This is a genomic window from Chryseobacterium defluvii, assembly GCF_003634775.1.
In the GTDB taxonomy this organism is placed as follows: Bacteria; Bacteroidota; Bacteroidia; order Flavobacteriales; family Weeksellaceae; genus Chryseobacterium; species Chryseobacterium defluvii.
The window spans coordinates 60,316-81,762 of the sequence record NZ_RBXB01000001.1 but is presented as its reverse complement, the minus strand read 5'-3'; the positions used below and the strand labels follow the sequence as shown (position 1 = coordinate 81,762).

The 21,447-nt window shown below is 36.0% G+C and carries 24 protein-coding genes; 19 read left to right on the top strand and 5 right to left on the bottom strand.

Annotation, left to right across the window (positions count from 1 at the left end):
- The first annotated feature begins 159 nt into the window (after positions 1–159).
- From BCF58_RS00375 to BCF58_RS00365, 3 genes are all read left to right on the top strand, one after another.
- On the top strand, positions 160–684 hold the full coding sequence (locus BCF58_RS00375; protein WP_121459833.1) for a biopolymer transporter ExbD: 525 nt from the start codon (positions 160–162) through the stop codon (positions 682–684).
- A gap of 125 nt (positions 685–809) precedes the next feature.
- Positions 810–1,592 (top strand): alpha/beta fold hydrolase, encoded by a 783-nt coding sequence (locus tag BCF58_RS00370; protein WP_121459832.1) that lies wholly within the window; start codon positions 810–812, stop codon positions 1,590–1,592.
- Positions 1,593–1,595: 3 nt separating this feature from the next.
- Complete coding sequence (locus BCF58_RS00365) at positions 1,596–2,387, top strand: patatin-like phospholipase family protein (RefSeq protein ID WP_121459831.1); 792 nt, start codon at positions 1,596–1,598, stop codon at positions 2,385–2,387.
- Here the strand turns inward: BCF58_RS00365 and BCF58_RS00360 are convergent, their stop codons facing one another.
- Complete coding sequence (locus BCF58_RS00360; protein ID WP_121459830.1) at positions 2,388–3,392, bottom strand: DHH family phosphoesterase; 1,005 nt, start codon at positions 3,390–3,392, stop codon at positions 2,388–2,390. It abuts the gene before it with no gap.
- A 237-nt stretch (positions 3,393–3,629) separates the two neighbouring features.
- On the opposite strand from BCF58_RS00360, the gene rpmH reads away from it, so the two are divergent.
- Positions 3,630–3,788 (top strand): 50S ribosomal protein L34, encoded by a 159-nt coding sequence (gene rpmH, locus BCF58_RS00355; protein ID WP_076443849.1) that lies wholly within the window; start codon positions 3,630–3,632, stop codon positions 3,786–3,788.
- 147 nt (positions 3,789–3,935) lie between these two features.
- Complete coding sequence (locus BCF58_RS00350; protein WP_121459829.1) at positions 3,936–4,646, top strand: cell division ATP-binding protein FtsE; 711 nt, start codon at positions 3,936–3,938, stop codon at positions 4,644–4,646.
- Here the strand turns inward: BCF58_RS00350 and BCF58_RS00345 are convergent.
- From BCF58_RS00345 to BCF58_RS00335, 3 genes are read right to left on the bottom strand one after another with little or no spacing between them, the layout of a single operon-like run.
- Complete coding sequence (locus BCF58_RS00345; protein WP_121459828.1) at positions 4,635–5,342, bottom strand: tRNA1(Val) (adenine(37)-N6)-methyltransferase; 708 nt, start codon at positions 5,340–5,342, stop codon at positions 4,635–4,637. The genes BCF58_RS00350 and BCF58_RS00345 overlap by 12 nt on opposite strands.
- On the bottom strand, positions 5,342–6,796 hold the full coding sequence (locus tag BCF58_RS00340) for a sensor histidine kinase (RefSeq protein ID WP_121459827.1): 1,455 nt from the start codon (positions 6,794–6,796) through the stop codon (positions 5,342–5,344). Before BCF58_RS00340 ends, BCF58_RS00345 begins: the two co-directional genes overlap by 1 nt.
- On the bottom strand, positions 6,786–7,382 hold the full coding sequence (locus BCF58_RS00335) for a riboflavin synthase (protein WP_121459826.1): 597 nt from the start codon (positions 7,380–7,382) through the stop codon (positions 6,786–6,788). Before BCF58_RS00335 ends, BCF58_RS00340 begins: the two co-directional genes overlap by 11 nt.
- 49 nt (positions 7,383–7,431) lie before the next feature.
- On the opposite strand from BCF58_RS00335, the gene pdxA reads away from it, so the two are divergent.
- The 14 genes from pdxA (at position 7,432) to BCF58_RS00265 (ending at position 20,195) form a co-directional block, all read left to right on the top strand.
- On the top strand, positions 7,432–8,523 hold the full coding sequence (gene pdxA / locus BCF58_RS00330; RefSeq protein WP_121459825.1) for a 4-hydroxythreonine-4-phosphate dehydrogenase PdxA: 1,092 nt from the start codon (positions 7,432–7,434) through the stop codon (positions 8,521–8,523).
- 94 nt (positions 8,524–8,617) lie between these two features.
- Positions 8,618–9,148 (top strand): YceD family protein, encoded by a 531-nt coding sequence (locus BCF58_RS00325; protein ID WP_121459824.1) that lies wholly within the window; start codon positions 8,618–8,620, stop codon positions 9,146–9,148.
- Between the two features lie 62 nt (positions 9,149–9,210).
- Positions 9,211–9,414: a 50S ribosomal protein L32 gene (rpmF, locus tag BCF58_RS00320; protein ID WP_034681046.1), complete on the top strand. Its 204-nt coding sequence runs from the start codon at positions 9,211–9,213 to the stop codon at positions 9,412–9,414.
- A 126-nt stretch (positions 9,415–9,540) separates the two neighbouring features.
- The gene (gene accB / locus BCF58_RS00315; protein WP_121459823.1) at positions 9,541–10,026 is read left to right on the top strand and encodes an acetyl-CoA carboxylase biotin carboxyl carrier protein; all 486 of its coding nucleotides are present in this window, start codon (positions 9,541–9,543) and stop codon (positions 10,024–10,026) included.
- 93 nt (positions 10,027–10,119) lie between these two features.
- Positions 10,120–11,472, top strand: coding sequence for an acetyl-CoA carboxylase biotin carboxylase subunit (accC, locus tag BCF58_RS00310; RefSeq protein ID WP_121459822.1), 1,353 nt, complete (start codon positions 10,120–10,122; stop codon positions 11,470–11,472).
- 184 nt (positions 11,473–11,656) lie between these two features.
- Complete coding sequence (locus BCF58_RS00305; protein WP_121459821.1) at positions 11,657–12,151, top strand: hypothetical protein; 495 nt, start codon at positions 11,657–11,659, stop codon at positions 12,149–12,151.
- A 69-nt stretch (positions 12,152–12,220) separates the two neighbouring features.
- A complete protein-coding gene (rocD, locus tag BCF58_RS00300) occupies positions 12,221–13,471 on the top strand; it encodes an ornithine--oxo-acid transaminase (RefSeq protein WP_121459820.1) in 1,251 nt (416 codons plus the stop codon).
- A 2-nt stretch (positions 13,472–13,473) separates the two neighbouring features.
- Positions 13,474–14,244 (top strand): glycosyltransferase family 2 protein, encoded by a 771-nt coding sequence (locus BCF58_RS00295; protein ID WP_121459819.1) that lies wholly within the window; start codon positions 13,474–13,476, stop codon positions 14,242–14,244.
- A complete protein-coding gene (locus tag BCF58_RS00290) occupies positions 14,241–15,218 on the top strand; it encodes a glycosyltransferase family protein (RefSeq protein WP_121459818.1) in 978 nt (325 codons plus the stop codon). Before BCF58_RS00295 ends, BCF58_RS00290 begins: the two co-directional genes overlap by 4 nt.
- Positions 15,219–15,221: 3 nt before the next feature.
- On the top strand, positions 15,222–16,409 hold the full coding sequence (locus BCF58_RS00285) for a glycosyltransferase family 4 protein (protein ID WP_121459817.1): 1,188 nt from the start codon (positions 15,222–15,224) through the stop codon (positions 16,407–16,409).
- Between the two features lie 4 nt (positions 16,410–16,413).
- Positions 16,414–17,454, top strand: coding sequence for a glycosyltransferase family 2 protein (locus BCF58_RS00280; RefSeq protein ID WP_121459816.1), 1,041 nt, complete (start codon positions 16,414–16,416; stop codon positions 17,452–17,454).
- Between the two features lie 4 nt (positions 17,455–17,458).
- A complete protein-coding gene (locus BCF58_RS00275) occupies positions 17,459–18,436 on the top strand; it encodes a hypothetical protein (RefSeq protein ID WP_121459815.1) in 978 nt (325 codons plus the stop codon).
- Between the two features lie 22 nt (positions 18,437–18,458).
- Positions 18,459–19,295 (top strand): glycosyltransferase family 2 protein, encoded by an 837-nt coding sequence (locus BCF58_RS00270; protein WP_121459814.1) that lies wholly within the window; start codon positions 18,459–18,461, stop codon positions 19,293–19,295.
- Between the two features lie 12 nt (positions 19,296–19,307).
- Positions 19,308–20,195: a glycosyltransferase family 2 protein gene (locus BCF58_RS00265; RefSeq protein WP_121459813.1), complete on the top strand. Its 888-nt coding sequence runs from the start codon at positions 19,308–19,310 to the stop codon at positions 20,193–20,195.
- Between the two features lie 5 nt (positions 20,196–20,200).
- Here the strand turns inward: BCF58_RS00265 and BCF58_RS00260 are convergent, their stop codons facing one another.
- The gene (locus BCF58_RS00260; RefSeq protein ID WP_121459812.1) at positions 20,201–21,421 is read right to left on the bottom strand and encodes a hypothetical protein; all 1,221 of its coding nucleotides are present in this window, start codon (positions 21,419–21,421) and stop codon (positions 20,201–20,203) included.
- Positions 21,422–21,447 lie beyond the last annotated feature (26 nt).

The window sequence follows — 21,447 nt, the reverse complement described above, 5'->3', positions numbered from 1 at the left end:
AAATATTATAAAACCTTATGAATTTTCTTTTTAGTAAGGCTTTTGCATATTAACAATTTAATAAAATTAAATTTTTATTGCCATTTTTAAATTTTAGGCATTGACTTTGTATACATTCAAGATATAATCATATACTGTTTAACCTTAAAAAATATTATTATGGCTGAAGTTATTGCACAAGAGAAACAAGGCGGAAAGCAAAGAAAAAAACTGATCCGTATCGATATGACTCCAATGGTAGACTTAGGTTTTTTATTGATCACCTTTTTCATGTTCACAACCAATTTTACAAAACCCAACGTAATGGATTTGGGATTGCCTGCAAAAGATCCAGGGCCTATTCCTATCGATACCCCACCTATTAACGAAAAAAATCAAATTACTTTAATTCTTGGAAAAGATGATCGCATATTTTATCATCAAAACTCTGCAGAGAATTTAAACACAGGGAATTTAAAAGAAACTGATCTTAGCGGAATGAATGTACCAAAATTGATTGCAGAAGCTTATAAAAATGCTCCGAAGCCGGAAAACTTCACGATTATTATAAAGCCAACCGATGAGTCCAGCTATAAAAATTTCGTAGACATGCTGGATAATGTCTCTATTGCTAAAAAAGAACGCTATGGAGTCACCGATATCAAGCCATGGGAACAAAAAATTTATAACGAACTGACAAAATAAGAGAAAAGAGCATTTTTAAAATGCTCTTTTTTACTTAAATTTGAGAGATCTGTTTTTATCCGGTATACCCTGAATGGTTCAGGATTTGCAGATCATATTCATATTCCACATTTAATTTTGAGATCATGCTAAACTTTGAAAGAAAAGGAAACGGAAAAGAAATACTGGTACTGCTTCACGGTTTCATGGAAAACATCTCCATATGGAACGATATGGAGCCACATCTTTCTGAGAACTTCTCTCTTTTAAAGATTGATCTTCCGGGTCACGGACAATCCGATATTCTAGCAGAAGTTCATACCATGGAACTGATGGCAGATGAAGTAAAGAAAGTTTTAGATGATCAGAATGTTACCAAAATACATTTGCTGGGACATTCAATGGGTGGCTACACTTCCCTTGCTTTTGCCGAAAAGTACCCTGAAACACTTAAAAGCCTTACCCTGTTCTTTTCCACCTATTTTCCCGATGATGAAGAGAAAAAGCAGCAACGTATCAAAAGCTACAGGATCATCAAAGAAGCATTTTCCAATTATGCGAGGGCAGGAATTCCGAATTTATTCAATCCTAACGAAAGAGATATCCTGGAAGGAAAAATAGAAACAGCCTTACAAGTTGCACTTTCAACCAATAATTTAGGCGCTTTAGCTTGTGTGAAAGGTATGGTGGAGAGAACGGATAAAAAACATGTATTGGAAAATCTTGAGGCTAAAATCTTAGTATTAGCAGGCAAACATGACAATGCCGTAAAAACAGAGAACACTATTAAAAATCTCCCGGACAGAACCAACATCAAGTCTTACGTTCTGGATTGCGGACATAACGGGCATTGGGAAAAACCCTGCATCTGTGCAGAAATCATCAATACCGAGCTTCTTCACAATATGCCGAAAAAACTAGTTCTTTAATACATGGGCCTGTTTTCTTTCAAAAAAAAGAAACCGGTAATCGGTTTGACACTTTCCGGAGGAGGTATGCGGGGAATTGCCCATATCGCCGTTTTGAAAGCACTGGAAGAATATAATCTCAAGCCTCATATAATTTCAGGCACCAGCGCAGGATCTATCATCGGAGCGTTTTATTCTTTAGGAAAAACGCCGGATGAGATGATAGAGATTGTAAAGCAGACCACTTTCTTTTCACGATCTTATCTGAGACTTTCGAAAAATGGAATTTTCAGCTCCAGTTTTATTTTAAAGCTGTTTAGAGATCATTTTCCTGAAGATAATTTCAGCATTCTAAAAATCCCGGTTTACGTAGCAGCAACAGAGCTTACCCACGGAATTGTTGATTTTTTTTCGGAAGGAAAACTCTTCGAACCGCTTTTAGCTTCTTCAAGCGTCCCTTTCGTACTTCCTCCCGTAAGAATCGGAGAAAAATTATATGTTGACGGAGGTGTTCTGGACAATCTGCCTATTGAACCTATTATTGACAAATGTGATCTTTTAATAGCTTCGCATGTCAACTCAATTAGTTACGACGAGCTTAAGAATATGAGTTTAATGAAGGAATTCGACAGAATTCTTCACCTTGCCATTGCCAAATCGGTTTATTCCAAAGCAAAATCCTGCGATATTTTCCTAGATCCTCCGAAAATGACCAAGTTCAGCCTTTTCAATAAAAGAAATCTTGATGAAATGTTCAGGGAAGTTTACGAATATGCCTGTAAGGAACTGGAAGAAAAGGGATATACTAAAATATAATTACAGCTGAAATTCTTCCACCCTTTTCTTAAATGTTTCGATGGTATCCGGTAAAGATTCATAGGATTTGCCTCCGGCGGCATTAATATGACCTCCGCCATTGAAATATTTTCTGGAGAATTGGTTCACATCCACATCATCTTTGCTTCTGAATGAAATTTTAATAAAGTCTTCATAAAGATCTTCCATAAAGAAAGCGGACATTTTTACGCCCATAATACTCAGTCCATAATTCACAAAACCTTCCGTATCCCCTTTCTGGAAACCATATTGCTGTAATTCTTTTCTTGTTAAGGATAAAACAGCAACAGTTCCGTCATGAACCACTTCAATTCGTCCTAAAATTAAAGAAAGTAAATGAAGGCGGGAAACCGTATTCGTATCCCAAGTATTAGAGGTGATCATGGAAGGATCCGCCCCCTTTTCAATTAAATTGGCAATAATTCTGTGGGTAGTTGCGCTTGTGGAGCGGAAACGAAACCCTCCGGTATCCGTCATAATACCTGTATAAAGGCATTCAGCAATATCTTTATTCACCAGCTTTTCATCATCCAAGGCTTCAATAAAATGATAAATCATCTGAGAGGTAGCCGGAATAACGGTATCCGAATACACATAATCGAACGGCTCAGGTTGCTGATGATGATCAATAAGGATTTTCTTTCCGGTAGCTTTAATTAGCCAGTCACCTACAATACCAATCCTTGAAGGGGCATTAAAATCTAAACAAAAAATAACATCCGCTTCACTGATCAGATCAAAAGCCACTTTTCTTTTATACTCGGCAATGATTGCTTTTCTGGATTCAGGCATCCATTTCAGAAATTTCGGAAAATCATTCGGAACAATTACCTCAGCATGAATCCCTTTGGCTTTTAAATAATGTTTTAACCCAAAGCTGGAACCAATAGCATCTCCATCAGGATTATAATGCGTTAGAATAACTATTTTGCTTTCCGGAGAGAGGAGTGTATTAATTTCTAAAAGTTCCGTCGGTGTAAACATCATGCGTGTTTATTTTTGTTTAAATTTGAGTCTCCAAAGATAAAGCTTTTAAATAAACATTACCATTAATTTTTGAATATAAAGAATATGATTTACAGCCGGCTTTTATCAGCAGCCGATTAAAAAACATTTCGAATAATTTTAAAAAAAAGTAATTAAAATTTGTAACTTTTAAAAAAAACCATATCTTTGCAACCTGAAAAATAAATAGATAATTACGATTTAAATATAATAGTAATGAGTAAAAGAACATTCCAGCCATCAGAAAGAAAGAGAAGAAACAAACACGGTTTCAGAGAAAGAATGTCTACGCCAAATGGAAGAAGAGTTTTGGCTGCGAGAAGAGCTAAAGGCAGAAAGAGATTAACTGTAAGTGCATCACGCGCTAAGAGATAATTTTCTTGAATTATCATATACAAATCATGCTTGAAAAGAAGTTTTTCAGGCATTTTTTGTTGTTAAAATTTACTAAAATTTAGTTCCTTACATTTCTTTTTTCTATTTTTAAATTCTGAATTAAAAACAGCACTTTAAAACTGAATTATGCCACACACCCATATTTCCGGAGATAATATTATAAGTTTACAGCACGCCAAAATCGCACAAAAAAACTTCACTGTTCTTTCTGACGTTAACCTTAACATCAAGAAAGGCCGATTCTGCTACCTTATCGGTAAAACAGGTTCCGGAAAAAGTTCACTTTTAAAGACTTTGTACGGGCATATCCCTTTGGCTTCCGGACATGGAAGTGTTGTAGGATTTGATCTTGCCAAGCTTAAAATGTCGGATGTTCCGAATTTGAGAAGAAAATTAGGAATCGTTTTCCAGGATTTCCAATTGCTTTCAGACAGGACGGTAGAGAAAAACTTAAAGTTTGTTCTTGAAGCAACGGGATGGAGCGACAAGCCTAAGATGGACGAGCGCATCAACGAAGTTCTTGAAAGCGTAAACATGAAAAGCAAAAAGCATAAAATGCCTCATGAACTTTCAGGAGGGGAACAACAACGTATAGCTATTGCAAGGGCTTTATTAAATCACCCTGATCTTATTTTGGCAGATGAGCCTACAGGGAACCTTGATCCCGAAACCTCCAATGAAATTATGACATTACTAAAACAGGTAGCCAAGGAAAACGGAGCAGCCGTAGTTATGGCCACTCACGACTACCATATGATCCAGAATTTCCCCGGAGAAGCGATAAGATGTGAAGACGGAAAAGTTTCCGTATTGGATACAGCAGAATTATTTGAGTAATGATTTACCAAAAACATGAAACTCTTTAGTGAGTTCAATATATTGGTCCGAGTATTGTCTCGGACTTTTTTCTATGATCAATTCAGATTCCTCAACGGGTTGTTCATGCACAGAAAATTCAAGAATGAGTCTTTTTATTTTTGAGCCGGCAATACCTTTGACATTGATCCTCCGGTTTAAAAACAGCTGATGCCCCACAGCAATTCCAATGAAATCATCTCCAACCTCAACAGGAATGATGACTGATAAAATGCCTCTTTCAGAAAGCAGTTCTGATGATTTTGAAATTAACTGCTTAAAGTTCAATTCAACGGTTTGCCGCGCCACTTTATCTTTATCCGAACCTGATTCTTCGAAATAGGGAGGATTGGAAACAATCAGGTCAAATTTTTCTGTCGTTTCAAAAGTTTTAAAATCCTGAAGCATATTGTTCAGCCTTGAATTGAAAACGGAATTCTCAAAATTGCTTTTCGTAAGCTTTACAGCCCATTCATTAATATCAATCCCCAGGAATTCAGCATGTGGATTCCTTTGAGCTAACATTAATGAAATCAGCCCGGTTCCGGTTCCAATTTCCAGAACCGTTGAAGCATTTTCTACACCAGCCAAAGAACCAAGGAGAACGCCATCCGTTCCCACCCGGAAAACGTCTTTCGACTGCTGAATTTCGAATTGTTTAAACTTGAAAGGCTTCACTATAAATTAGTAGGGAGTGTAATGGTGAAAGTAGACCCCTTACCCACTTCAGATTTCAAGGAAATTTCACCTTTGTAATCTTCAACCATTTTTCTTACCATAGATAATCCAAGTCCCATCCCACTGTTTTTAGAAGTAAAGTTAGGCTCGAAAATTCTTTCATACATATTTTCAGGGATACCAATTCCGTTATCCTGAACAGAGATCATCACTCTCCTCTGATGCTGCTCCACATCCACATTGATGATCAGTTTTCTTTCATCACTCTCTGCCTGTTTGGCATTGGTCACAAGATTCGTAATGATCCTGGAAAGGTAAATCCTGTCCATATTGACCATGATATTATTTTTATTAGCATGAAGGAAAATACTTTCATCGTTGAAAACACGCAGAATATCTTCCACTTCGGCATTTAAATTAATAACCTCATTATTTTTTTCAGGAAGCTTGGCAAATTCCGAGAAAGCAGAAGCTACGGTAGCGATAAGGTCGATCTGATCCACCATGGTCTTGCTCATCTGTTTTACTCTTTCTCTTATATTAGGATCTTCCGGATCAAATTTTCTTTCGAAATTCTGAATAGTAAGCTTCATGGGGGTAAGAGGATTCTTGACTTCATGGGCAACCTGCTTGGCCATTTCCCGCCACGCTTCTTCAGAGGCTTTGAAGCGCAACCTTTCCTTTTGATCCTGAATTTGCAGGATCATCCTGTTATAAGCTCTCGCCAGAGCATTCAATTCATCATTTTTATAATATCTGATAGGCCTAAGCTCATTTTCAAACAAGGTAATCCTTGTAATCATATCCGAGAATTTTGTAATCGTTTTTGCCAGATTATTGGAGGTTATCCAACTTATCCAGATACTGAAAAGGATTAGAAAAATGTCTACTAAAAGTATATATTTAACGTATTTATGAAGGACATCAAAATAGGCAGACTCATCATGATATAATGGAATATAAACTATGGCAATAGGCTCTAAAGCATTATTCTTCAAAATCATATAGGATGAGGTGAGGGTAGCATCTTTGGTTTTATCATACCCTTTTATATCCACCCTTGCATCTGTAGAAAGAATTTTATTAACAATATTAATGGGTACTTTCTTCTGATCTATTAAACCCCTCTCCTTATTAGACAGCAGGTAGTTTCCTTTCAGGTCATAGATAATGATATCATGCTGATTAATATCTGCTATTTCATAAATTTTATTCCCCAATACATCCGGTAAATCTTTGGTATCGATAAGCGAACGACTGACTGCGTAATCCAGAAATCTTATGACCGCATTGGTCTTCACCTGCATATCTATCTTACTCTGTTCAAAGGAATTATTTCTTAAAACATAGTAGGGAACTAATGAGGAAGCAGCAACACTTAAGAGACACACGAATAAGAAACCGAAAAACACCCGGTTTCGCAAACTATACCCTTTATACTTGTTAAATGACATTCTGTTTATTAATTAACCTAGCAATATACTTACCAATAATATCAAATTCCAGATTTACCTTATCTCCTGTTTTCAAATGCTGCATATTCGTAAATTCCCAAGTATATGGAATAATGGCCACTGAAAACTGAAATTGTTCACTATGAGCCACCGTCAGGCTAATTCCATTCACCGTAATTGAGCCTTGCGGAACGGTAACAAAGTTTCCGCCAGCTTCATATCCAATGGTAATATAATAGCTCCCGTCTTTATTTTCAATGCCTACCACTTCACCGGTTGTATCAACGTGTCCCTGAACAATATGCCCGTCCAGCCGTCCGTCCATTTTCATACAGCGTTCAAGATTTACCACAGTACCCGTCTCCCATTTTCCAAGGTTGGTTTTTTCCAGGGTTTCATTGATGGCGGTAACCACATACTGGTCTCCTTTAATTTCAACAACCGTTAAGCAACACCCGTTATGCGCCAGACTTTGATCAATTTTCAACTCATTGGTAAAAGGACAGGTCAGGGTAAAATCGATATTACTTCCTTTTTCTTCTATCTTCTCAATAACACCTACTGCTTCAATAATTCCTGTGAACATATTATTTTTTGCTAAATTTGTAAAATTCTAATCTTCAAAGATAATCAAAATGAGCCCAAAACACCATAAAGTACGAGTAGGAATTTCAATAGGTGATTTTAACGGAATAGGTCCGGAAATCATCATGAAATCTCTGAAAGATAAAACCATTACAGATTTTTTCACGCCGGTAATTTTTGGCTCAGGTAAATTATTTACCTTTCAGAAAAACATCTTCAAACTGAACCTGAACTTTAATTACATCAATGAAGTTTCACAGGCTCAGGGAGGAAAACTGAATATGATAAATCTTGTAAAAGACAATGTGAATGTAGAGTTGGGAACCCCCACGGAGGAATCTACCAAAATGGCGATTGATTCTCTGGAGGCGGCCACTGAAGCTTTAATGAAAGGAGATATAGACGTTTTGGTTACAGCTCCGATCAACAAAGACGAAATGATGAAAATGGGATTCAAGCACGCAGGCCATACAGGATATTTTGAAAAAAAATTCGATAAAAAAGGCTTGATGTTTTTAGTTTCCGAAGGATTAAAAGTGGCAGTTTCAACCCATCACATTCCTATTTCTAAAGTAGCTGAAAACATTTCTAAAGAAAAAATAAAGAAGCAGATCAGGGCTTTAAACCAGACATTGATTGAAGATTTCTGTATCCAGAAACCTAAAATTGCCGTTTTGGGACTTAACCCGCATTCAGGAGACGGAGGTGTTATCGGGAATGAGGAAATCGAAATTATCGGACCTGCTATTCAAGAGCTTTCTGACAATGGCATTCTGGCTTTCGGACCTTTCCCGGCTGACAGCTATTTCCAGCCGAACAAATACAAGAATTTTGATGCTGTTTTAGCCATGTATCATGATCAGGGACTGGCTCCGTTCAAAACCCTTGCTTATGAAGAAGGTGTAAACTATACTGCAGGAATGCCTTACATCAGAACATCACCCGATCATGGCGTTGCCTATGATATCGCCGGAAAAAATATTGCAGATGAGCAAAGTTTTACGGAAGCTATTTTTACGGCTATTAAAATTTTCAAAAACAGAAGCGAATACAATGACCTGATGAGTAATCGCCTACAGCCAAGGAAAATGGTAGCGGACAACGGAATAGATGAAGATCTTCCCGAAGACATGGAAGGATAAAACTTTTAGATAAGTCTTATATAATTTTTATATAATTTGTTAGAAATTTTATTTGTAATTATAAAAAAAATGCATATTTTTGCACACTCATTTTATGGACAAGTTAAGAAACTATGACATAAGCTTTTCCGGATTAAAAAACGGCAAGCATAAGTTCAAATTTGAGATAGATAAAACGTTCTTTCAATTATTTGATACTGATCAGGAATTTACAAATCCTAAAATTACAGTGGATGTTTTACTTGATAAACATACTACTTTTTTAGAATTTGAGATTGGAATACATGGGACGGTAGAATTAGTTTGTGATATCACCAACGATGAATTCGATCATCCTATTGAAAATCAAATCAAGGTTTTGGTGAAGTTTGGAGAAGAGTATGACGATAGCGATGAAGATGTGATTACCATTCCAACCGGAGACTATGCGTTCAATATAGCGCAGCTGATTTATGAAAACGTGGTACTTTCCATTCCTATGAAAAAGTTATCGCCTAACGTAAGTGAGGAAGATTTGAAAATCCTTGAGCAATTCAGCCCGAAAGATATCGAGGAAATTGAAGAAGAGGAACACGAAAGCGATCCGAGATGGGACGCATTAAAAAAGTTAAAAGATAAAAATTAAAATAATTAATATGATGAGATGATGAATCTCATCGCTCATCAAATTAAAAAAGTTATTACAAAATGGCACATCCAAAGAGAAGACAGTCGTCTACAAGAAGAGATAAGAGAAGAACTCACTACAAAGCAGTAGTTCCTCAATTAGCTAAAGATGCAACAACTGGTGAATTACACCTTTATCACAGAGCTCACTGGCATGAAGGAAAACTATACTACAGAGGTAAGGTAGTATTGGAAAAAACAGTTGAAACTACTGAAGAAAACTAAGAGGTATTTTTCTTTAAAAAACCTTATTTTGATACAAAAACCACTCAATTTTGATAAAATTGAGTGGTTTTTTGTTACTTTTTGTTATTTTTTGGTATCTTTGGCTCAAAATCAAATATCAAATTTATGGACATTAAAGACATACAAAATCTTATCAAGTTTGTGTCTAAAGCTGAAGTATCAGAGGTAAAATACAAAACAAAAGATTTCGAAATCACTATTAAAACTCCATTAGCCGGAAGTGAGGTAGCGTATGCACAACCAGCGGTTTATCACACTGCTCCTCAGCAAGTTGCAGCTCCGGCGCAAGCTGCTCCTGTTGCATCTCCTGCTGCTGCAGAAAAAGTTGAAGCGGTTTCTGATGACAGCAAATATGTGGCTATTAAGTCTCCAATGATCGGTACTTTCTATAGAAAACCGTCTCCTGACAAGGATGTATTTGTAAATGTGGGGGATGAAGTTTCTGCCGGTAAGGTAGTTTGTGTTATCGAAGCGATGAAGTTGTTCAACCAGATCGAGTCTGAGATCAGCGGAAAAATCGTTAAGATCTTAGTAGATGATGCTACTCCTGTAGAATATGATCAACCTTTATTCTTAGTAGATCCATCTTAAGGAATTTTAAATGATAGATTATAAATTTTAGATGAAGTTCTTTCGTTTAAAATAATTTAAAATTCAAAATTTAAAATTTAAAATTTCGGAGAGATGTTCAAAAAAATATTAATAGCCAATCGTGGCGAAATTGCAATGCGTATTCTTCGTACTTGCAAAGAAATGGGGATCAAAACCGTAGCGGTATATTCTACTGCTGATAAAGACAGTCTTCACGTAAGATTTGCTGATGAAGCGGTATGTATTGGTCCGGCTATGAGCAAGGACTCATACCTTAAAATCCCTAACATTATTGCTGCAGCTGAGATTACCAACGCTGATGCCATTCACCCGGGTTACGGATTCTTATCTGAAAATGCCAACTTTTCAAGAATCTGCCAGAAAAACAACATTAAGTTTATTGGGGCTACTCCTGAGCAAATTGAGAAAATGGGAGATAAAGCGAATGCCAAAGCTACTATGAAAGCAGCAGGTGTTCCATGTGTACCAGGTTCTGACGGTTTGATCGAATCTTACGAAGTGGCTGCTAAAACAGCTGAAGAAATCGGTTATCCGGTAATGATCAAAGCTACTGCAGGTGGTGGTGGAAAAGGAATGAGAGCCGTTTGGAAAGCTGAAGACCTTAAAGACCACTGGGAATCTGCTATTCAGGAAGCTGTTGCTGCCTTCGGAAACGGAGGTATGTATATGGAAAAACTGATCGAAGAGCCAAGACATATTGAAATCCAGGTTGCAGGAGACCAGTTTGGTAAAGCTTGCCACCTTTCTGAAAGAGACTGTTCAGTACAAAGAAGAAACCAGAAGTTAACCGAAGAAACTCCTTCCCCATTCATGACGGATGAGCTTCGTGAAAAAATGGGTGAAGCGGCTGTAAAGGCAGCTGAATTTATCGGTTACGAGGGAGTAGGAACTATCGAATTCTTAGTAGACAAACATAGAAATTTCTATTTCATGGAGATGAATACAAGAATCCAGGTAGAGCACCCTATTACTGAACAGGTAATAGATTATGACCTGATCAGAGAACAAATCCTTCTTGCCGCAGGAACTCCAATTTCAGGCATCAATTATTACCCGAAGTTACATTCTATCGAGTGTAGAATCAACGCTGAGGACCCTTATAATGATTTCAGACCGTCTCCGGGGAAAATCACAGGATTGAATATTCCTGGCGGACACGGAATCAGAGTAGATACTCACGTTTATTCTGGATATACCATTCCTTCTAACTACGACTCAATGATTGCTAAACTTATCACGACAGCTCAAACTCGTGAAGAAGCTATCGCAAAAATGAGACGTGCATTGGAAGAGTTCTATATTGAAGGAGTAAAAACTACAATTCCTTTCCATAGACAACTGATGGATAATGAAGATTATCTTTCAGGAAACTACACTACGAAATTCATGGAAAGCTTCGTAATGGATAAAAAATACGATCATTAAAATGATCAACATATTATGAAAACTGCCTCTTTCAGAGGCGGTTTTTATTTTATCTCAATCACAATTGCACACAAAAACTTTATGGTCGAAAATTTAAATTTTTCATAAAATAACCATGCTATAAACTAAAGTTATCCGGAAATACGTTTGAAATATATCTTTATAAAAACTAAACCTCCCAGCCATGAAACCGATTGTATTATTACTTCTAATGTTTGGAACCTGGAATTTACATTTCGCACAGGAAAAGAAAATACTTAATATATTAAACCGGGAACTAGAAAAGGAAATAAAAAACCAGTTTAAGTCACGACTTTTTAACGGTGATACGATCAGCATCATTAAAGAATTTTCTATTGATAATGAGAAAAAGCTGGCCTTTGAAATCAAAATACAAAGTCCTTATGTTACCGGCACCCAATTCATCAGGCAGGAAGTACCGCTTGATAAGCTCCGGAAAATAGGCAAAGACATACAGATTATTTTAGAGGCAGAAGAAAACTCCGTGGTTACTACAGTCATTAATTCAGAAGCAGACCCAAAAGAACAAATCACAAAAGGCAATCTGTTTTATCTCTATATGTCCAGTGAAAAAAACAATGAAGAACTGGGCGAAGCCCTGCAAAATGCATTCAAAAAAGCAGGACATTCTCTCACAAAAGAATATTGGGCGGATTAAATAGTACAGAGTTATGCCTCTTCTTAACTTTAAAATAAATGATTAACTTTGTGAAAAACCTAAGAATATATGTCAACAGTAGAAACAGCAAAAAATTCACAATATTTTATTGACCTTGAAGACCAGCATGGAGCACATAATTATCATCCCCTTCCGGTAGTTCTTGACCGTGGAGAAGGTGTTTTTGTATGGGATGTGGAAGGCAAGAAATATTATGATTTCCTTTCTGCTTATTCCGCTGTTAACCAAGGACATTCTCACCCTAAAATTGTAGAAGCACTGGTTAGTCAGGCTCAAAAATTAGCTTTAACATCAAGAGCGTTTTACAATTCAAAATTAGGAGAGTACGAACAGAAAATCACTTCTCTTTTCGGTTTTGATAAAGTCTTGCCCATGAATTCCGGTGCGGAAGCTGTGGAAACGGCGGTAAAGTTAGCCAGAAAATGGAGCTATGAAGTAAAAGGAATTGCAGAAAATGCAGCGAAGATCATTGTTTGTGAAAATAACTTTCATGGAAGAACGACTACTATTGTTTCTTTCTCGAATGACCCGGATGCCAATAACAATTACGGGCCTTTTACTCCCGGATTTATCAAAATTCCTTATAATGATCTTGCCGCCTTAGAAGACGTCTTAACAAAAGACGCCCAGAATATTGCAGCATTTCTTGTTGAGCCTATCCAAGGAGAAGCCGGAGTATATGTTCCAAATGAAGGTTTCCTTAAAGCCGCCTCAGAATTATGTAAAAAGCATAATGTCCTTTTCATTGCAGATGAAGTGCAGACCGGAATTGCAAGAACCGGAAAACTGATTGCGTGTCACCATGAAGACGTACAACCTGACATTCTGATTTTAGGAAAAGCGCTTTCAGGCGGGATGTATCCTGTTTCTGCTGTTTTAGCGAACAATCAGATCATGCATGTGATTAAACCCGGGCAACACGGTTCTACATTCGGAGGAAATCCATTGGCTTGTGCGGTTGCCATGGCAGCTTTGGATGTGGTTTCTGAAGAAAATCTATCTGAAAGAGCTGAACAATTGGGTCAACTATTCAGAACTGAAATTGAAAAAGTGATTGAAAGAACCGACCTTATTACCAAAGTAAGAGGTAAAGGTTTATTGAATGCCATTTTGATAAATGACACTCCCGAAAGTTCTACCGCATGGAATCTTTGTTTACAATTAAAAGAAAACGGATTGCTTGCCAAACCTACTCATGGAAATATCATAAGACTTGCACCTCCTTTGGTGATCACCGAAGAACAATTAATAGACTGTGTAAGGATTATAGAAAAAACCATTGCTGATTTCAAAAAGTAAATATGCCTCAACTCACTGAGAAAGTAAGCGGCTTAATCATAACCTATAACGAAGAAAAAAACATTCGGGAAGTACTCGAATGTTTTGACTTTTGTGATGAAATCATCATTGTTGACTCATTCAGCACCGATAAAACATTAGAAATAGCCCGGTCTTTTCCCAAAGTAAAGGTAGTTCAGCACACATTTGAGGATTTTACTTCTCAAAGAAATCTGGCACTGGATTATGCTACCAATGACTGGGTATTGTTTTTAGATGGTGATGAAAGAATCACTCCACAGCTGAAAAAAGAAATCATCGAAGAATTAAACAAACCCGATAAAAAAGACGCTTATTATTTTTACCGCAAATTCTTTTTTGCCGGCAAGCCCATCCATTTTTCAGGGACACAGACGGATAAGAACTTCAGGCTTTTCAGGAAATCAACAGCCCGATATATTGCTGAGAGAAAAGTTCACGAAACATTACAGGTAGATGGAACAATCGGAGAGCTAAAACATAAGCTTCTTCATTTTTCCGTGACGGATTATGGATCTTATAAGAAAAAAATGCTCCATTACGGAAAGTTGAAAGGACTAGAGCTGGCATCCAAAGGGAAAAAGTACAGTGCTTCAACTCAATATTTCAAAACGGCTTACAAATTTTTTAAAGCGTATATTATGCGATTGGGAATTTTAGACGGCAAAGAAGGCTTTCAGCTCTCTTACTTGCAATCTTTGAGTGCTTTTGAAACATATGAATCTCTAAAGAACGAACAAAAAGAATTTGGATGAAAATTTGTGTCATCAGTTTTGACTTCTGGGGCTATGATCAACATATTGTAGACGTTTTACGCCGTAAAGGTGTTCATGCATATCATATTAAAATCGGTGCCATAACACATGCCAATTTTACGGAAAAAGTGGTTAATGCGTTCAGCAAGGTCTTTTTAAAGAAAAATCTTAAAAAAGAAAAACGACAGCAATATGTACTGGATTCTTTGGCAACAATGGGACATCAGGATCAGATTCTGGTTCTAAATCCGGATACTTTCGATCTTTCCACGCTGGAAAAAATAAAAGCTTATACAGATAGGATGATCACTTATCTTTATGATAATCTTGAACGGTTTCCTGTGGAAGATAAGCTCCATCTTTTTGATAAAGTCTTCTCCTTCGACGATAAGGACATTAAAAAACATGGCTTCGAAAGACTGACCAACTATAATTATTTAGAATATATTCCACAGGAAAAACAACATCCTGTAATGGACTTATACTATATTACTTCTTTTGATAAAGGAAGAAATAAGATATTATTACCTTTAGCCAAAATATTACAGGAAAAAGGCATTGCCTATGGTTTTGTGATTGTGGGGAAAAAGGCATGGAAAGAGCAGATAAAAACAGGAAAAAACAGTCTTAAAAACTTCACGGTTCTAAGGAGAAAACCAATTCCTACTGCGACTGTTGCTGAGATGTACAAAAACACAAGAGCATTGCTAGACCTTATGAGAAGCGGGCAAACCGGTCTTAGCTTCAGGGTTTTTGAAGCAATGGCCATGGAAAAGAAAATCGTTACAGATAACCAGGAAATTAAAAACTACGATTTCTACAATCCCAATAATATTTTGGTTCTGGATAAAGATTTAAGCAACATCAGTAAAGATTTTTTCCTGCAACCTTATGAAAAGGTTCCTGATAATATTTATCACAAATACACTCTCGACAACTGGACAGACAAGGTTTTCGAATTACATAACAACTAAACGATGGGAATTTTAAAAAAGATAAAGAAATATTTTAAAAGGAAAGAAAAGCTCAAAGTTCTGCAAACCCAGGATGTTGTGAATGTAGAGTTATGGGATCCTTCCCGAAAAACAATTGTATTTGTTTCAAGGGATTTTCCTACGCATGATAAAGATTCCGGATCGAACAGATTGAAAGAAATCATTTTGATTTATAAGCAACTGGGATATAACTGTATCCTTTTTGCTCCTCATGTTTTTGAAGATGATTCCTACGTGAAGTTTTATCAGAGCCATGGTGTGATTGTATTTGTGGAAAATAACAGGTATAAAACTGTTTATGAGCTTTTACCAATATTAAAAACTATTGATTATGTGTGGTTTAACGGCCCTCTTGCCCTGAATTTATTTTATAAGAAACTGAAGAATATATTGCCTGACACCAAGTTTATGTATGACATGGTGGATATTCATTTTTTACGATATAAAAGAGCCATTGAAATAGAGCCTTCAAGAATTTCACTGAAGAAAAAATATAAGCATTTCTTCTATCTGGAAACTGTTGTAGCACCTCAGCTCAACTATATCATTGCCATCTCGGATAAGGAAAAGGAAGTGATGAGCCAATATGCAGACCGCAATAAAATTATTACGATTTCCAATATCCACTACCCGAAAATTGATATTTCGGAAAGGAAGCCGTTCCATGAAAGTAAAGGAATCATTTTCATCGGTTCCATTCACGAGCCTAATATTGATGCTGTAAGATATCTCTACGAAAACATTATGCCTATTGTCTGGAAAACCAATCCGGGACTGGAAGTGAGCGTTATTGGCAATGTTGCAGATAAGCTAGATCTCAAACAATTCCCGAAATTTAAATTTTTAGGATTTGTAGAAAGTATTGAAGAGCTTTTCAAGACTTCAAAAATGATGGTTGCGCCATTGAGGTTTGGAGCCGGAGTAAAAGGAAAGATCGGACAGGCTTTCGAATATTTTTTACCCGTTATTACTACGGATATCGGAGCAGAAGGAATGCAATTAACAAATGATAAAAACGTTCTGATTGCCAATGATAAAGATGCTTTTGCCGAAGCTATTATACGCCTTAACAATGACGAAACACTTTGGAATACATTAAGCCAACATTCTATCGACAGTTTAAAGCCATTTTCCATAGAAGAAGTAAGCGCTACACTTAAAGATATTTAACCTTATGAATACCTCTCATTTTTTAGTAAGCATTATCGTCCCGTGTTACAATGCCTCTCATTATGTGAAAGAGGTGCTTGAAAGCATTCAAAATCAAACCTATTCCAGCATTGAATGCATTATTATTAATGATGGAAGTACGGATAATACTTTAGAGATCGTCAACAGCTTTACAGATCCGCGATTCCATATTTACAGCCAAGAAAACAAGGGTCTTTCCGACACGAGAAATTTTGGTCTGGAAAAAGCGACCGGTGATTTCATCTACTTTTGTGATAGTGATGACCTGCTTCCTTCACATGCTATAGAATCTCTGGTTTCCGCCTACACCGGGAAGGAAGATATTATCATTGGAAAAACCGCCACTTTTGCATGGGAAGAGAAAAAAATTGTTTCTTTTCTCCCACATCCAAAAGAACAACAACAGTTTGAGAATGCTCATTCAGAAGTTCTGCTCAAAAATATTACGGAAGGTTTAAGCCCGATTGCTCAGAATAAATTATACAGAACAGAATTCCTGAGAAAAAATAATTTGAAATTTTTAAGCGGAATTTATCATGAAGATGAGCTGTGGTTCTTTGAAACCATGTTTAATGCTAAAAATGTGATCTTCATGCCCGAGGTAACTTATCATTATACGGTAGATAATGCACAATCTATCACAAAGAAAAACAGTGATAAAAACCTTTTGGGTTATCTGAGCGTGATCAAAACCATCTATGAAAAGTATTATCTGAAATATCCTGAACGAAGCATTACCGCTTATTATCTTGCATATCTGAAGAAAATCATCATCGGGAATTTCAAACATCACGGCAATTATTCCCCTGAAGCGCTTCAACAAATGGAAAAAACGTTCAGAGAGGTGAATCCTGAATTTAAAGATAATATTGACCTGAAAAATATTGAAAAAAAATATTTCAGGTTTTTGAATAATGTAAGTTTAAAGGATGCGGATACTATCAGAAAAGAATATTTCAATAATCCGGTAAACAGCCTTAGAAAACATTATAAAATTGTAATATTCAGTCTTTTTAATAAGTAAAACAGTGAAAAAAGAAAGGTTTCTTTTAGTAATGCCCGATTATTCGGATTTTCCCCGGTTATTTTTAGATAATCTGGAGAAAGTGGGCTTTGAGACCTATCTGATCACAGATAAGGTTTGCCGGTTCAGATATAAAGGTGCTGAAAACATTCAGAATTTTTTCATTAAAAATATTCTCCGAAACAAGGGATACAAACAAAGCCTCATCAATAAACACCAACTTGATGAGCTCAATAAAAATCTTTCCGAAATTGAAGGAGAACTGGATTATATTTTAGTAATTCGTCCTGATAATTTCCCTATTCCTTTTGTTCAGAATCTAAAAAAGAGAACCAAAAAACTGATCGCCTATCAGTGGGACGGTATTGAAAAATTTCCGGAAATTAAAAACTATTTTGGGCTTTTTGATACCTTCTTTTGTTTTGAAAAGGTAGAGTCAGAGCACAATATACATTCCATTACCAATTTTTATTTCGATCACCTTCCGCCTTATCATAAAGAATACAACACAAAAAAACCCGTACTTTATTTTGTTGGGCTATACTGGAAAAGCCGTGAGGAAAAGATTGACAAATTCATTGAAGAGGTTTCCGCTTTTCCGGTTGACCTCAATATTTTTATTCAATATTTTCAGGAACCTGAACGAAAAAATCCTAAGATCAAATATATTTCAGACAGGATCACATTTAAGGAAAATCTTGAGCGGGTCAAAAACTCCGATGTCCTTTTAGACTTTGTTGACCCGCTGCATGACGGACTATCTATCCGTTTTTTTGAAGGAATGTATTATGGTAAAAAAGTGATTACAGATAATATTATGGTAAAAAATTATGACTTTTACCATTCTGACAATATATTTGTCGTAGAAAATGATAATTATAAAAATATTGAGCAGTTTTTAAAAACTCCTTATCATCCGTTACCTGAAGAAATTATACAACAATATAGTTTTAGCAGCTGGATTAAAGAGATTATTAAATAACCTCAACTGATATATAAACACTATGAGCGATTTGGTTTCTGTAATTGTACCGTATTATAAAGGGGAAGACTATATTGAAGAATGTCTTGACAGTATATATGGTCAAACCTTCAAGAATATTGAGGTTATTGTAATTAATGACGGATCGCCGGAAGAGTTCCTGGACCACCTAAAAGCAAATAAATATCCTGATCTTATTGTATACCATCAGGAAAATAAAGGCCAATCAGTGGCAAGAAATAAAGGAGTTGAAATTGCACAAGGCCAATACATCCTGTTTGTGGATTGTGATGATAAAATTGCTCCTGAATTCCTGGAAAAAACATATAGTGTATTAACTTCCAATCCTGAAATAAGGGTTTGCTACACCAAAGGCCAATATTTTGAAAAAGAAAACACAGAATGGTTTTTACCCGATTTTGAAATCAAAGATTTTCTTTTTGCCAATTGCATTCCTATTTCCGCGTTACTCTATAAAGAAGACTTTATCAAAGCCAATGGTTTCGACGAAAACTTAACGTATTTTGAAGACTGGGATCTATGGATTTCAATCATAGAAAATGGAGGTAAAGTATACAGAATTCCTGAGTATTTATTTTTTTACAGAATCAGACATCATGATAACTCTCTTACCAATGTAAGCACTCAACAGGAAGAGAAAATAGCACAGAACAGACTTCTTATCTATCAAAAGCATTATCCGCTATATGAGAAGCACGGGTTTGATTTCAGCAACATCAGCTACATGATCCTTAATAGGAACCTATACAAAAAAAAATATTATAATGTTTGGTATAGAAAGCTGACCTATAAGCTTTTTAAACCCAAAAAGTTCAACGAAATCTATCGCCAATTTTAATAACTGTAATTCATGAAAATCTCAATAGTAACCGCTTATTACAACCGTAAAGCATTATTTATCAAAACTCTTGAAAGCATTCAACGGCAATTGAAAGATCATGATTTTGATCTTGAATTGATCGCTGTAGATGATGCAAGCAATGAGGAAGAAAGACTGGAAGATCTTGTTGGTGAATTTCCGTTCTTAAAAATAATCCGTCTGAAAAAAAAGAACAAGTGGTACAAAAACTCATGTATTCCTTTTAATGTGGGTTTTAAAGCTTCCAAAGGAGATTTAATCATATTACAAAACCCTGAATGCCTGCATTTTGGCAACATTCTAAAATATACAAGCGAAAACCTTGTTAACAATAAGTATCTGAGTTTCGGATGCTATTCCTTGGATGAAGAACCTACCGATAATATCGACGGATACATCAGCCATCCTGAAAAAATGGAAAAGCTTATTCAGGAAAACAATGTGGAAAATACGCAGGACGGAAGCAATAGCTGGTATAATCATTCTGTTATAAGGCCGGTTGCTTATCATTTTTGCTGTGCCATTACCAGAGAAGATTTGTTTGATCTGGGAGGATTTGATCCGGCTTATGCGGAAGGAGTGGCTTATGATGATAATGAATTCCTGCACAGGATAAAACTGAAGAAGATGCAGATTGAGATCATCGATAATGAAATTGTCTTGCATCAGAATCACTATCGTAGAAAATCATCCTTAAATAATACGGTAAGTCTTAATGAAAAGGAACTGAAAAAAAGAAGTGCCCTATTGTATAAAAATGAAATGCTTTTTAAAAATTATACCCTCCACAAAAATACTTGGAAAGTAGATGGGCTTTCAGGAAACATCTTAAAAAGGGATTTATTAACAAGACTTAAATCATTTTTCAAATCAAAATAAGCTGATTATTTGATCAGCTTCAACGATTTTTTCAGTATCAGAATAATATAAACCATTAAAACCACAGCCACAGAAGCGATCAATAGCTGGTTGATAATAAAAACGGCATTAGAGTTTCCTGAAAAAACGGATTCAGCAACTTTTCTGAAAGTCTGATTCCATAAAATGATGGGTAAAACAATAATCAGGTATTTTGCTCCAAACTGATCGCTCTTCATCCAGCTAATCATTGCAGGTACGCATAATACCAGAAAAAACAATCTGTATTCCCAACTGACAGACAGGAAAAAGCTGAATAGGAAAACTCCGCCCCCAATTAAGAAGAGGTGTATCTCCTGACTTTTAATATTCATCAGGTCAGCTTGATTCCATTTATTTTTAAATACCTTAAACAGCAGAAAAATAATGGAAATCCACAACACAATATATCCCGTCCAATATACTTCTTCTACTTTATACATTTTGCGGTTGTGAGACATAATGTTTTCTAACGGGACCTGAAAACCAAAGCTAAACTCAGAAACAGATATCGGGGTTCTTTCACGAATCATGATAATCTCCTCGTAATTCAGTCCGATATAGCACAGTATAACAGCTCCAACTCCTGCTAACACGGCAACGCTTTTGAAATTGATTTCTCTATATAGATAAAGAAGCAACAACCCCGCTCCTATCGGGTAAAGCTTTAACATAAAAGCAAGCAAAAAAAATAGAATATATACTATTTTACTTTTAGGAAAAACCAGAACCGGAAATAGTAGGAGTAAAAATATAACCAGGTCGTTATTCCCCCTCTCAAAAATTAAAAGCGATACCGGTGAAAGCAATAAGAGTATATAATAAAAAGCTTTTTTAGGATCCCAGCTTCCTGTTGCCCATAAAAACATACTTTGCGTAAAGAAAACAAGCAGAGAGCCTATGACTTTGTAATGAGCAGCATCAAAACCTTTGATATAGGAAAAGAATCTCCAAAATGAAGGATAATTATACGGAGGCTCATAATGTTCTTTGAACGGATCTTTTCCCACACTATACAAATCTGTCCCTTTTAAAAGAAGACGGAGATCACCATACACCGACCAGGAATTAAAAGTTATATATGATTTGAATATATACCAATACTGGTCATAGTCAAACACCAGCAGGAATATAAATAACGCCAATACGTAATATATTCTGAGATCTTTTTTCAATCCTGCCAGTAAAGCCTTATTATTATCTGTCATATTTATCTTCTTACGAAGTGGTGTTT

Coding starts and splice junctions, on each gene's coding strand:
- BCF58_RS00375 (WP_121459833.1), top strand. CDS start 160: ATGGCTGAAGTTATTGCACAAGAGAAACAAGGCGGAAAGCAAAGAAAA.
- BCF58_RS00370 (WP_121459832.1), top strand. CDS start 810: ATGCTAAACTTTGAAAGAAAAGGAAACGGAAAAGAAATACTGGTACTG.
- BCF58_RS00365 (WP_121459831.1), top strand. CDS start 1,596: ATGGGCCTGTTTTCTTTCAAAAAAAAGAAACCGGTAATCGGTTTGACA.
- BCF58_RS00360 (WP_121459830.1), bottom strand. CDS start 3,392: ATGTTTACACCGACGGAACTTTTAGAAATTAATACACTCCTCTCTCCG.
- rpmH (WP_076443849.1), top strand. CDS start 3,630: ATGAGTAAAAGAACATTCCAGCCATCAGAAAGAAAGAGAAGAAACAAA.
- BCF58_RS00350 (WP_121459829.1), top strand. CDS start 3,936: ATGCCACACACCCATATTTCCGGAGATAATATTATAAGTTTACAGCAC.
- BCF58_RS00340 (WP_121459827.1), bottom strand. CDS start 6,796: ATGTCATTTAACAAGTATAAAGGGTATAGTTTGCGAAACCGGGTGTTT.
- BCF58_RS00335 (WP_121459826.1), bottom strand. CDS start 7,382: ATGTTCACAGGAATTATTGAAGCAGTAGGTGTTATTGAGAAGATAGAA.
- pdxA (WP_121459825.1), top strand. CDS start 7,432: ATGAGCCCAAAACACCATAAAGTACGAGTAGGAATTTCAATAGGTGAT.
- BCF58_RS00325 (WP_121459824.1), top strand. CDS start 8,618: ATGGACAAGTTAAGAAACTATGACATAAGCTTTTCCGGATTAAAAAAC.
- rpmF (WP_034681046.1), top strand. CDS start 9,211: ATGGCACATCCAAAGAGAAGACAGTCGTCTACAAGAAGAGATAAGAGA.
- accB (WP_121459823.1), top strand. CDS start 9,541: ATGGACATTAAAGACATACAAAATCTTATCAAGTTTGTGTCTAAAGCT.
- accC (WP_121459822.1), top strand. CDS start 10,120: ATGTTCAAAAAAATATTAATAGCCAATCGTGGCGAAATTGCAATGCGT.
- BCF58_RS00305 (WP_121459821.1), top strand. CDS start 11,657: ATGAAACCGATTGTATTATTACTTCTAATGTTTGGAACCTGGAATTTA.
- rocD (WP_121459820.1), top strand. CDS start 12,221: ATGTCAACAGTAGAAACAGCAAAAAATTCACAATATTTTATTGACCTT.
- BCF58_RS00295 (WP_121459819.1), top strand. CDS start 13,474: ATGCCTCAACTCACTGAGAAAGTAAGCGGCTTAATCATAACCTATAAC.
- BCF58_RS00290 (WP_121459818.1), top strand. CDS start 14,241: ATGAAAATTTGTGTCATCAGTTTTGACTTCTGGGGCTATGATCAACAT.
- BCF58_RS00285 (WP_121459817.1), top strand. CDS start 15,222: ATGGGAATTTTAAAAAAGATAAAGAAATATTTTAAAAGGAAAGAAAAG.
- BCF58_RS00280 (WP_121459816.1), top strand. CDS start 16,414: ATGAATACCTCTCATTTTTTAGTAAGCATTATCGTCCCGTGTTACAAT.
- BCF58_RS00270 (WP_121459814.1), top strand. CDS start 18,459: ATGAGCGATTTGGTTTCTGTAATTGTACCGTATTATAAAGGGGAAGAC.
- BCF58_RS00265 (WP_121459813.1), top strand. CDS start 19,308: ATGAAAATCTCAATAGTAACCGCTTATTACAACCGTAAAGCATTATTT.
- BCF58_RS00260 (WP_121459812.1), bottom strand. CDS start 21,421: ATGACAGATAATAATAAGGCTTTACTGGCAGGATTGAAAAAAGATCTC.